An 11,405-nucleotide genomic window follows, 5' to 3' on the forward strand; every position below is an offset into this window, starting at 1 on the left:
CAGGAGACGGTCAGGACTTGGGTCATGGTTCTATTGTAACCTCGCATTCCTCCCGGCACTGACCCTACGGGTACAGTGCGGGGCTCCTGCGATTTCTAGCTGAACATCACCGTCGAAGACGGGGAATTTCTCGTCTTTGTCGGCCCCTCCGGCTGCGGCAAAACCACCTCTTTGCGCATGCTGGCCGGACTGGAAGAGGTGAGCGCCGGCTCCATCTACATCGGCGACCGAGTGGTCAACGATATCCCCCCCAAGGATCGGGATATCGCCATGGTCTTCCAATCCTATGCCCTCTACCCCCACATGACCGTGGCCGAGAACATGGCCTTTGGCCTCAAGCTGCGCGGCCTGCCACGGGCGGAGATCGAAAGCCGGGTTAGGGGGGTGGCCAAGCGCCTTGGGATCGAACACCTGCTCAACCGCAAGCCCAAGGAACTTTCCGGTGGGCAACGGCAGCGGGTGGCCGTCGGGCGGGCCATTGTGCGCAACCCGGCGGTGTTTTTGATGGATGAGCCCCTCTCCAACCTCGACGCCAAGCTGCGGGTGCAGGCGCGGGCCGAGATCAGCAAGTTGCACATGCAACTGGGCACCACCTTCATCTACGTCACCCACGACCAGGTGGAAGCCATGACCATGGGCAACCGCATCGCCGTCATGAAAGATGGCCGCCTGCAGCAGGTGGATACTCCCCAGGCCCTCTACAGCCGCCCCGCCAACCTGTTTGTGGCCGGCTTCATCGGCAGCCCTGCCATGAACTTCTTCCAGGCCAAGCTGCGGGAACAAGAGGGCACCCTCTGGGTCGATACCGGCGCCTTCCGCCTGCCCATCCCCCCTCACCAGGCGGATCCCTATCGGCCCCACGCCGGCCAGCCGGTCATCTTCGGCATCCGCCCGGAAAACATCCACGATCCCCAGTACCAACCCCCAGGGATCCAGCCCGCCCGCGTGCGGGCCAAAGTCTCGGTCGCCGAGCAGATGGGCAGCGAGGTCATCCTCCACCTCAGCGCCGCTGACCCCGAAGGGATCCTCCCCGAGCAGGAGTTTGTGGCCCGCGTGGATCCCCGCACCGAGCTGCGCGTCAACCAATGGGCCGAAGTGGTCTTCGACATGGATCGCTTCCACCTTTTTGATCCCCAGACCGAAGAGCGGCTGGGATCAACACAGGCCCTGTTCAGTTAAGGATTGGCTACCATAAGCTCCAGAGAAAAAGGGATCCCTATGCCGGAGCAATCTGCCTCGAAGTTGGTGCAGGCGCAGTTTGACGAATTTCCCTATCCCAACGTCCCCATTGAGCAGACGGTTACGGATACCTTTGCCCTGTTTGCCAACAGCTACACCACCGCCTGCTATGTACGAGAGCGCAAGGTGGTCAAACCCGAGGGCAAAGTGATGCTCAACGCCGGCTGCGGCTCCGGCTGGGAAACCCTGGTCCTGGCCACGGCCAACCCAGGCGCTTCTTTTGTTGGGGTGGATATCTCGCCGAAATCGCTGGAGATGGCCCGGCAGCGCTTCGAGTTCCACCAGATCAAAGAGGCGCGTTTCGAGGTGATGGACATCACCGACCTGCAAGCCTTGGGGGAGCAGTTCGATTTCATCGCCTGCAATGACGTGCTCTACCTGCTGGACGATCCGGTGGCGGGGCTGAAAGGCATGCGCCAGGTGCTCAAACCAGACGGCATCATCCGCACCAATGTCCACAGCCTTTACCAGCGCCAGTTTATTTTCAACATGCAAAATGCCATGGAGCTGCTGGGGGTGATGGACGAGCCCGCTGCCAAGGCTGTCCCCATCCTCAGGGAGCTGATGGATGCCCTCCACGAAGGCAGCTTCGTCAAAAGCCACTGGAAGGGGGACGCCATCAAAACCACCAACGGGATCCTGGCCAACTTCCTGCTGCGCAGCGACAAAGGCTTTACGGTGCCCCAGGTGTTTGAGATGCTGCGCCAGGCGGAGCTGGAGTTCATCAGCATGGTCAATTGGCAGCAGTGGAAGCTGGAGCGAGTCCTCACCAAGCCTGTCCCTTATGCCCTGCGCCACATCAAAAAGCTCAGCCAAGAGGAGCTGCTGCACTTTATCGAGCTGATTTTCCCCAACCTGACCCGGCTGATCGATTTTTGGTGCGGCCATCCTCGCCCCACCCCACCAGCCCCTTTTACCCTGGAAGAATGGCGAAACGGCTCCGTGCAGGCCCATCCCCTGTTGATCCGTCTCAATGCCAAGCTGGCCTTTGAAAACGCCATCCGCGACAACGGCCCGGTCAACATCAATGGCTGGCCGGGATCTGAAGGCAACATTGTCATCGATCCCTTCTCGGTGCGCTGGCTAATCGACGTCTTTGGGGAAGAGCCTGTGCCCGTGCAGGCCCTGGCGGCCAAGGCCCTAGATCTCATGGATTGGACCCCGGAAGAGGCCTTTAACCAAGTGGTGGCCAATCTCAAGTTCCTGGAAGAGCGGCTGGTGGTGCTGTTGCACTCGCCGCTGCGTTGAGTTCAAGAACCTACCCCCCTCTCCCCCTGGGAGAGGGGCCGGGGGTGTTTGCGTTTAGCGACGCGGAGCGCTTGGGCTGGGAGAGGGGCTGGGGGTGAGGGTCTGCAGCACCCTGATTTGCTCGGCCCGAATGGCCGCCGGGATCGATCCTTCCGCATCGACGTTGACGGCGAACCGAACGGTGCCTTCCATTTCCACCACATCTCCCGGGAGCAGATCCAGCCAGCTGGCAGAACGGCCAAGGCGAGTCACTTGCACCTCCTCAGCAGGAACCACCGAGACCCACGTGCCCGCGTAGCGCTCCAAGCTGGGGCTGACTTTTTCCAAGTTGACCCCAATCCAGCCCTCCTTGCGGTTGAGCAGCCGCACCGTCCCAGTTAGTTGGAAAGGCTGTGCTTCTTCCGCTAACTTGATTGGCTCGTAGAGAACCTCTGTATTTAAAGGCTGCAGCCGAGCCAACTCCACCCGCCACCCTTGGGCCTGGCGATAGAGGGTAACCTCCATAACTGCGCGCAGCCGACCCTCCGGCAAAGGCTCGTAGAAGCCCAACTGAGAGCGAAAAGGGCGAAACCGGGGATCCTCCCGATCCGGCTCTGTTAAAAATCGTTGCAGCTCCTCGGCAGTGAACTGGAAACCCAAAGTCGGCACCACCGCTTCTGGCTTCAGGATTGCCTCCACCCGGAAAATGGCCGTATTGCCCACCGCTTGGATGGGGGTGAGCGTAAACTCCTCCGCTGAGGGCCACGATTGATCCAAGGCCCCCGGAGGGATCCCTTTCAGCAGCCGCGGGGTGAGCAAGGCTTCTGCCGTGGCAAAATCCCGAGCATTGGCCGCCTGGACAAACTCCCGCAGCGTTTCTTCAGCCGTTTTGGCCTGCCAACAGCCCCCCAGAGGCAGCAAAGCCAGCACCAGGAAAAACCACGCTCTCACATCCACACCCTCCCCAATCTCCCTGCAGGTAACAGTCCTAGGGGTTCTCGGTTGGAGATGCAGAATTTTCACCGGGATCCGCTGCTTCTGTCTCTTCTGGGTTTTCCGACTGGGATCCCGAAGCAGCAGGTGGCTTATCCGGCTGCCACACTTCAATTCGCCAGCCGCGATCTTGCTGGTAGAGGGTGATCTTGACGCGGGAGGTTACCGTCTCTCCCTCCAGGCGCATCCCCACCAACTGCGGGGCCAACTGCTGATAGGTGGGATCCGCCAGATCCGGCTGGGTCAAATACTTGCGCAACGTCAAGGGATCCAGCCCCAGGCGCTGGGCCGCATCCTCCAGCGAGTCGGTGCCCTCCACCCAAACATAGGCCGTCTTCCCGGTCACCTCTTGGTTGCGCACCTGCACGTTTTTCCCCACCGTGCCCCAAATCGAAGGCAGGGATCCCGGCCGGAGGGCATTGCTGAAGCGCTCCGTCAGGTAGCTGTCTGCCGTGCCCCAGTCCCCCTTCTCGGCAGCAGCGATGAAAGTGCTCACCACCTGGTCAGGAGTTTGCACAGGAGCTGCCTGCGTACAGGCAATCCCCCCTGCCAAGGCGGCAGCAGCAATCCAGACGGGGAAACGGCGTACCATGAACATCCCTCAACCACAAGCGGCATCGCTCTCCTAGGTTACCAAACTTTTTCCGCCTTCTCTTCTGCCTGTTCAGAAGACCCAGTGCAGCTCCGGCAAGGTGGTAGGATAATTCAGCAGCTTAGTTAGCGAAGCCATGGGGATCCCCACCACTGCTGACGACTACAACGAGCTAGGGATATCGCACTACTTGCGGGCGCAGCAAGCCAAGACCGCCCGCGAGCGCCGCGCTGCCTGGGCCCTGGCTCTGGCCGCTTGGCGGCAAGGCCTCGATCTGGATCCGGATCACCTTTTCTGCCAGTTCAACCGCCTGCACGCCCTTTTGGCCTTGGGCAGCCCACTGACGGCTGTTCAGGAAGGCAAAGAGCTGCTCTCCCGCCTCCTCACCCAGCGCTACTTAGAGGATCCCAGCCTGGGCTTGGCCGGCTCCGAGCTGCGGTTGGTCTGGGATCCCCCCAAGCTGGCCTCCAGCAGCTTGGCTGGCAAAAAGAGCCGCCGCTCGGCCAAAGCCGCTGCCTCATCTCAGCCAGATCTACACGAGCGCTATCTCCACACCCTGGCCCGTTGGCTGGCCCACCACAGCGGTGTGGTTTACCGACCTGAGGCGTTGCCCTATTGGCGCCTGGCGGCAGCCATTGACCCTACGGATCTGGAAGCGCAACTGGTGATTGCCCTCAACGGCGTGGCTCAGGCGCAGCCGGAGGGGGCTTTTCTGCTGCAGCGGATTGCCAGCCGCTACCCCGACCAGAAAGAGAGGGCCCTCCAGGTGCTGCAACTGGCCCTCGATCGCTACCTTCCCCCCCCTCCCAAGCCGGAAGAGGCCGCTGCTGAAGCCGCCGAAGAGGCACCCTCCCCAGCCAAGCCAGAAATTTGGACTCAGTACGAAGGATACAAGCTCAGGTTGGAGCCCGACCTCAAAAGCATCGTTACCTTTGTTTTGCTGGCCCAGGATCGCTGGTTTGAAAGCGAAATTGAGCTGTGTCGGCAAATCCTCAAGCCCGGCATGCGGGCCATCGATGTCGGCGCCAATGTTGGCGTTTACACCTTTCTCTTTGCCCGCTGTGTGGGCGAGTCTGGAAAAGTCTATGCCATTGAACCTACGCCGGGATGTGTGCAGTGCTTGCAGGCAACGGTCGCTCAAAACAAGCTCGACCAATCCGTGCAAGTTGTGGAAGCTGCGGTAGGCGAAGAGTCCCGCGAGGTTTACCTGGTCTGTGAAGGGGCCAGCGTTTTCAACCGCATCGTCACGGATCCCATGTCGGTTGTAGAAGAAACCAAGCCGGTGCAGCAAATTACCTTAGACGAGCTGTGGATCTCAGAGGGCAGCCCCGACATTGATTTGCTCAAAGTCGATGTGGAAGGGGCAGAAGTTCCCGTTTTGAAGGGGGGGAGAAAACTTATCGAGACCTGCAGCCCGGTAATCCTGTTTGGAAACCAAAATATCGGCCAGTTTTCAGGTTTGGAGTCGGCGAAGCTTCTTGCCGAATTGGGTTATCTCATTTATGTCTATAACCCAGTGATCCAAGATCTCAGCATTGTTCAGGCCTCTGTCCAACCGCCAACTGCGTCAAACTTGGTTGCCGTGCATCCGAATCGCTTTTCTCTGGCGAGCAAAGCCGGTCTGATCTAGCCGTTTCTGTGGAGTAGAGTAATGCCTTTCCCGACTAGCGAGATCCTCGACAAAGACATGCCTTTTATCCGAATTGTGGACGTGGGGGCGATGTTTCTGGGCGGCGATAACTTCGACAAGCTGGTTCAGGAAGGACATGCCCAGGTGATAGGATTTGAGCCCCAGAAGGAAGAGTGTGAAAAGCTCAACGCCAGAGCCCTAGCCGAGGCTCCTCGCGCCGACAAAGTGAAGCGGCAATACTTTCCCTATTTCATTGGGGATGGATCCCGTCGCAAGTTCTATTTCACCAATAATACCGGCTACACCTCCTCTCTTTATGAGCCCAATCAGGAGCTGGCTCAACATTTTGAGAACTTGGCAGAAGTTTGTCGGGTAACTCGGGTTGAGGAAGTCCAGACCACCCGCCTGGATGATATTCCAGAGCTGGGCGAAGTGGACTTTCTGAAGATGGATGTTCAGGGAGCCGAGCTGGATGTTATCCGGGGCGCTAGAAAAACTCTACAGAGTGTTACTGTTATCCAAACAGAAGTCGAGTACATACCCCTCTACAAAAACCAGCCTCTTTTTAGCGATGTGGATTCTGGTAGCTTTCATCCTGGGCGTCCATGACCAAATTGCCCAAACCCGCTACAAAGACTTCTACCTGGCCAAAATGTTTGCCGCTCTCAATGTTTCTTAAGTTGCCAAGACGAGGTGGGGGATGATCGTCATCGACGGGGTTATCTGGCAGTCGGAAGGGTTTTCTCGCTCTCCACTTTTGGATCAGTCCTACCTGTGGCTGAGCCTCATTGAAGAGTGGGTCAAGGCCAAGAAGGCAACGAAGTTTGTGGTGCTCACCCGCGGGCAAACTTGGTTGCCACCGGGAACTTTTTTTTCCGAGATCCCCCGCTTTGCTTTTGCAGAGGCAGATGAGGATCGCACCGGCCTGCAGAGCGCCTGCGACCAGCTCAAGGCCAGGCTGTTTCTCTCCACCGGCTACACCACCCCCATCTCCACCCCTTCCATCGCCTTCATCTACGACCTAGAAGCAGAGGCCGGCAGCCAATTTCACTCGGAATACATCGAGAAGAAAAACGCCATCTTGGCTGCTTCCCACTACGTTTTCTTCTCCGATGAAGTGCTTGCTGGCTTCCGAACCCACTACCCCGGGATCCCTCCCGAGCAGATGTCGCTAGTCTACCCGGCCATTGAAGGCTGGGCCAAGCCGGCTGCTCCCGATGCCATGGCCGAGTTTCGCCGCAAGTTTCAGTTGACTCGCCCTTTTTTCTTGGCCGTCTTGCCCGAACAGCTGGCTGATTACCGTGGCATCCAGGCTGTCAGCCAAGCTTGGGAGATCCTGCAGGGCCAAAGGCTCTCCCGCACCGAGCTGGTCTTTGCCTTTCCCAGTCCTCTGAAGGTGGATCCTGTCAAAGCGCAACTGCCCCAACGAGAAGGCCTTCGCTACCTCAGCCTGAACAATCCCGAGCTTGCCTGCGCCTATTCCTCGGCTCTGGCGCTGGTTTTCCACTCCACCTTTCGGCCCAGCAGCCCCCTTGAGGCGATGGCCTGCGGCTGTCCTGTGGTGCATTACCGGGATGAGCAGCCAAATGCCTCCGGCTCGGAGTCGGCAACTGCCTCTGGAGAGAAAAAAGATAAGGATCCCTTGCAGAACTCGACAGCCCTGCTCTGCCAAGGCTCTCTTCAAGAGCTGGTTGACGCCTTGCAGCGCATTCAAAGCTACCCGGTACGCTCTCCTCTGATTGCCAAGGGGCTGGAACGTGCCAAGGAGCTGAGCTGGGCAACAGTGGCCGCCAAGCTGTGGGACATTTTCGAGCAGGTGGCTCCTTCGGAATCCGAGGAACCTACTGACCGCTGACCACCAAGTTTTTCCACATCTGCCAATAGGCCCGCTCCAAAGCGCGAGCATGGCTTTGCGGATCCCTCAGGGGCGATTGCTCCATCCTGTCCCGGAGGGTGTGGCGCAGATGCCGCAGCCGCTCCAGATCCGTGGCCAGGTTCACGGCAATTTCCACGTATTCTTCCGGCGTTTGGGCCACCAGCTCCGGCAGCCCCACGTTGGTGAGGATGGAGACCCCCACCCGGCAGACATGAGCGTTGCCTGCCAAGACCACCACCGGCGCGCCGCCCCAGAGGGTTTCACAGGTGGTGGTGGTGCCGTTGTAGGGGAAAGGATCTAGGCCAATGTCAATCTCGCTGTAGATCTGGAGGTGCTCTGGAATGCTGCGGCGATCTCCCACCAGGTGCACCCGCTGCCGCTCCACCCCGTGCCGCTCGAAGTGCCCCCAGAAGATCTCGCAGACGCTGCGGTCGGTGTAGCGCATGTTTTTGAGCAGGATGCGGGCGTTGGGCAGCCGCTTGAGGATCTCCGCCCACACGGCCACCACGTTGGGGGTAATTTTGGTGGGGTTGTTGCAGCAGCCAAAGGTAATGTAGCCCGCCGAGAGGGCCGGCAGCTCGGAAACCGGCGGAAAGATATCCACAGGGTTGTAGCAGAGAAAGCTTTTGGGCAGGCGCATCAACTTTTCTGTGTGGTACCTTTCCGTCATGCCCGGCGGGTCGGCATAGGCATCGGTGATGCGGTAGTCCACCAAGGTCAGGCCGGTGGTGTTGGGGTAGCCCAGATAGGTGGCCTGGAGGGGGGCAGGTTTGAGGGCCAGCACGCCCAAGCGGTTGTAGGCCGTATGGCCGGCCAGATCCACCAAAATGTCGATCTTGTCCTCGTGGATGAGGTCGGCCACCTCCACATCGGAGCGGATCTTGTGGATGTCTCGCCAGCCGTCAGCCTTTTCCTTCATCCGCTCGGTCACGATGTCCGAATACGGCCCGTTGGAATAGCAGTAGATCTGGAAGCGCTCGTGGTCGTGGTGGTTATAGACATGCTCAAAAAACATGCTCACGGAGTGCAGCTTAAAATCTCCGGAGATGTAGCCGATGCGCAGAGGCCGCTTCAGATCCCGATCCCGGTGGTAGGGCCGCCGCAGATGGGCCACCGAGGCTTGGGTGGCATCCCCCCACTTCTTGTGCTCCCGCAGGGTCTCTTCGGGATCGAAATCGGGGGCGTAGTGCAGGCCCATGAGGATGTTGCCGTGGAAGGCGATCACCCCCGGAGCCAGCTTGGCCGACTTGCGGTAGGCTTTGATGGCCTCCTCGTGGCGGCATTGCTGGAGGAAGGTGCCCGCCAACCCTGCATAGGTGGAAGGATCCTCGGGGTTGATCTCCAGGGCGCGCTGAAAAGATTCCAGCGCCTCGGTTAGGCGGTTCAGCTCTTTGTAAACGGATCCCAGCGCCCGGTGAACATCCAGGAAGTCCGGCTTGAGGCGGGCCGCTTCCTGCAAAACCGGCAGGGCTTCCTCATTGCGATGCTGACTTTGCAACAACAGCCCCAAGTTGCAGTAGGCTTCTCCCAGTTCTGGGTCGTGCACCAGCGCCTGCCGATATTGGATCTCTTCTTTTTCCGGATCGTTCAAGTGCCGATAGGCTAGGCCCAGGTTGTTGTAGGCCAGGGCAAAATCGGGCTTGTACTCCAGCGCCTTCTCCAGCAGGGGGATGGCCTCCTTAAACCGCAGTTGATCCAATAGCAGACACCCGGCCTCGAAGTAGGCCTCGGCCAGGTTGGGCCGCACACCCAGAGCGCGGCTGAGGTGGGCCATGCTATCGGCCATGCCGCAAGGGAACACCTTGCGCAACCCGCGATCCGACAGAAAGCTCGCCAAGCCCCGGTAAGCTTCGGCATATTCAGGCTGCAGGCCAATGGCCACATGGTAGTAGTCCAACGCCCGTTGCGGCTGCTTCAGCTTGCGATAGGCTGTGGCCAGGTTGAAGTAAACCCGCGGGCGATCCGGCTGCAGCGCCAAAGCCGCCCGATAGGCTGCGATGGCCGCCTCCGGCTGATCCTGCTCCAATAGAGCAGTGCCCAGGTTGATGTGAGCTTCCACCAAGTGCCCATCCAGCTCCAGCGCCTGGCGGAAAGCGGCAATGGCCTCCTCCCATTTCCCTTGCTCTGCCAAGGTCAAGCCCAAGCCATTGTGCAAGGCCGCTTGCTGCGGATCCTGCTCCAGGAGCTGCCGATAGAGCTCAGCGGAGCGCTCCAACTGCCCGGCCTCGCGGCAGAGCTCCGCCAACTGCTGTGCCCGTTCGGGGGTAAGCTCGGCTGCCAGGGCTTGCTCCAGATGCTCAATGGCCGTTGCCAGCCGCCCTTTTTGCCGCTCAATGTGGGCCAAATCTGTCAAAATCTGAGGATCTTGGGGCTGCAGGGCCAGGGCCCGCCGGTAATACTCCTCGGCTTGGTCATACTGGCCCAGTTGGAAGTGGCAGAGGCCCAGGTTGAAGAGGGCCTGCAGGTGATCCGGCTGCAGCGCCACCGCTTGGCTGTAGCATTCGATAGCTGCTTCCAGCTTGCCCAGCGCCTGGTACACCGCCCCCAAGTTGCTGTGAAAGGCTGCCTGCTCTGGCCGCAGCTGAGTGGCCTTGGCCATGTGGGCCGCGGCTTCCTCAAGGCGGCCCGTCTGGTAGCAGAGGATGCCCAGAAAATGCAGAGCCTCCGGTTGGTCGGGCTGGAGAGCCAGCACCTGGCGGTAGGCCGCCTCCGCCTGCTGCAGATCCCCCGCCTGATGGTGGCGGATGGCCACTTCCAAAGTAGCTATCAGCGCATCGGGTGTCACTTGGCCTGGATCCCTAGATTTCATAACCTCTAATCCTACACCCATGTAAACTACCCGACCCTGACTGCTTCACAGTACAGGGCGGGCTTAAGGCCTCCGGCCCGCTGGCGCGAACGGTAGCCCTGCAGTTGGCAAGCCAACCACGAACCTCTAGGCTGGTTTACGGCAGCCCCCAAAAGCGCAATCACCTTCGCACCGTTAAAATCCGCATCCCCTTCCCAACCGCAGTGCCCGCATTTGAACTGCTTACCCTTGCGATAGGATTGAGCGGAGTCGGGATGAATATGCAGGCACTTGTGGCAGATCTGCGAGGTATAGGCCGCAGGGACAACTACCACTTTGACACCCGCCCTCACAGCCTTGTATTCGATAAACCGCCGCAGCTGGTAGAACGCCCAGCTATTGCTACGCCGCCGCTCCTCACGACTGCGGGGGTGTTGATTGGTGCGTTCTCGAATGCCGCTCAAGTCCTCAATGGCAATGCAGGCAGAAAGAGATTGAGCTGCTTTAACGATGCGCTTAGCGATACTGTGGTTCACCCAAGCTTGAAAGCGTCTCTCTTTGCCAGACAGCCGTTGCAGCAGTTGACGGCATCGCCGCCTGCAACTGCGGGTGCCCTTACTGGCCTTGCGCTGAAGAGACGCTCTTAACCGACAGTAGTGATCTCGGACTTTGCTCAGCTGCTGTCCATTCCAGTTGTCTCCTTCGGAGGTATGTGCAATGTCTCGCCGCCCCAGGTCAACCCCAATCACCTTGTCGGTGTTCTGTTGCTTGGGGGGCTCTGCCTCGACACAAATCTGGATGGAGTAGGAGCCGTCCTTCCGCTGGACTAGGGTGGCCGATTTGGGGTTAGAGCCAGCCAGCATTCCCCTCTGGTAGTTACCAATGGCTAGCTCAAAGCGTTCTCTCCCTTCCACCGTGGTCAGCGACACCGTCCAGTCTTTTTGACGGAACGAAAAGATGCGAGTGTCGTAGGTAACAAAGCCGCTCTTAAACTCCTTGACGGGACGCTTTTTCTGCTTAGCCACTTTGCGGGAACCCGCTACCCGTCTGCACACCTGTT

8 protein-coding genes and 1 pseudogene are annotated in these 11,405 nt (G+C 59.5%); 5 read left to right on the top strand and 4 right to left on the bottom strand.

The genetic code is table 11. The features are described 5' to 3' along the window. Nucleotides 1-99: 99 nt before the first annotated feature. Both SYN65AY6A5_RS04335 and SYN65AY6A5_RS04340 read left to right on the top strand, forming a co-directional pair. A pseudogene (locus SYN65AY6A5_RS04335) lies at nucleotides 100-1,179 on the top strand (ABC transporter ATP-binding protein); the annotation flags it as partial. A 39-nt stretch (nucleotides 1,180-1,218) separates the two neighbouring features. Continuing rightward, nucleotides 1,219-2,487: a class I SAM-dependent methyltransferase gene (locus tag SYN65AY6A5_RS04340; protein ID WP_099883963.1), complete on the top strand. Its 1,269-nt coding sequence runs from the start codon at nucleotides 1,219-1,221 to the stop codon at nucleotides 2,485-2,487. A gap of 54 nt (nucleotides 2,488-2,541) precedes the next feature. Here the strand turns inward: SYN65AY6A5_RS04340 and SYN65AY6A5_RS04345 are convergent, their stop codons facing one another. Next, nucleotides 2,542-3,423: a hypothetical protein gene (locus tag SYN65AY6A5_RS04345; RefSeq protein WP_099883965.1), complete on the bottom strand. Its 882-nt coding sequence runs from the start codon at nucleotides 3,421-3,423 to the stop codon at nucleotides 2,542-2,544. Between the two features lie 31 nt (nucleotides 3,424-3,454). Next, nucleotides 3,455-4,051 carry a hypothetical protein gene (locus SYN65AY6A5_RS04350; protein ID WP_143597107.1) on the bottom strand — a complete coding sequence of 199 codons (597 nt, stop codon included), beginning with the start codon at nucleotides 4,049-4,051 and terminating at the stop codon, nucleotides 3,455-3,457. A 136-nt stretch (nucleotides 4,052-4,187) separates the two neighbouring features. Between SYN65AY6A5_RS04350 and SYN65AY6A5_RS04355 the strand changes: the two genes are divergently transcribed. The 3 genes from SYN65AY6A5_RS04355 (at nucleotide 4,188) to SYN65AY6A5_RS04365 (ending at nucleotide 7,536) form a co-directional block, all read left to right on the top strand. Next, complete coding sequence (locus tag SYN65AY6A5_RS04355; RefSeq protein ID WP_099883969.1) at nucleotides 4,188-5,681, top strand: FkbM family methyltransferase; 1,494 nt, start codon at nucleotides 4,188-4,190, stop codon at nucleotides 5,679-5,681. A gap of 21 nt (nucleotides 5,682-5,702) precedes the next feature. Then, complete coding sequence (locus SYN65AY6A5_RS04360; RefSeq protein ID WP_099883971.1) at nucleotides 5,703-6,290, top strand: FkbM family methyltransferase; 588 nt, start codon at nucleotides 5,703-5,705, stop codon at nucleotides 6,288-6,290. A gap of 91 nt (nucleotides 6,291-6,381) precedes the next feature. Beyond that, the gene (locus SYN65AY6A5_RS04365; protein ID WP_099883973.1) at nucleotides 6,382-7,536 is read left to right on the top strand and encodes a hypothetical protein; all 1,155 of its coding nucleotides are present in this window, start codon (nucleotides 6,382-6,384) and stop codon (nucleotides 7,534-7,536) included. Here the strand turns inward: SYN65AY6A5_RS04365 and SYN65AY6A5_RS04370 are convergent. Beyond that, complete coding sequence (locus SYN65AY6A5_RS04370; protein WP_168174236.1) at nucleotides 7,523-10,366, bottom strand: tetratricopeptide repeat protein; 2,844 nt, start codon at nucleotides 10,364-10,366, stop codon at nucleotides 7,523-7,525. The two genes, SYN65AY6A5_RS04365 and SYN65AY6A5_RS04370, sit on opposite strands and share 14 nt — an antisense overlap. Before the next feature lie 26 nt (nucleotides 10,367-10,392). Then, nucleotides 10,393-11,405, bottom strand: a 1,013-nt coding sequence (locus SYN65AY6A5_RS04375) for a transposase (RefSeq protein WP_240530980.1), incomplete at its 5' end; no start/stop codon positions are given.

The organism is Synechococcus sp. 65AY6A5 (assembly GCF_002760415.1).
GTDB lineage: Bacteria > Cyanobacteriota > Cyanobacteriia > Thermostichales > Thermostichaceae > Thermostichus.

Coding starts and splice junctions, on each gene's coding strand:
- SYN65AY6A5_RS04340 (WP_099883963.1), top strand. CDS start 1,219: ATGCCGGAGCAATCTGCCTCGAAGTTGGTGCAGGCGCAGTTTGACGAA.
- SYN65AY6A5_RS04350 (WP_143597107.1), bottom strand. CDS start 4,051: ATGGTACGCCGTTTCCCCGTCTGGATTGCTGCTGCCGCCTTGGCAGGG.
- SYN65AY6A5_RS04355 (WP_099883969.1), top strand. CDS start 4,188: ATGGGGATCCCCACCACTGCTGACGACTACAACGAGCTAGGGATATCG.
- SYN65AY6A5_RS04360 (WP_099883971.1), top strand. CDS start 5,703: ATGCCTTTCCCGACTAGCGAGATCCTCGACAAAGACATGCCTTTTATC.
- SYN65AY6A5_RS04365 (WP_099883973.1), top strand. CDS start 6,382: ATGATCGTCATCGACGGGGTTATCTGGCAGTCGGAAGGGTTTTCTCGC.
- SYN65AY6A5_RS04370 (WP_168174236.1), bottom strand. CDS start 10,366: ATGAAATCTAGGGATCCAGGCCAAGTGACACCCGATGCGCTGATAGCT.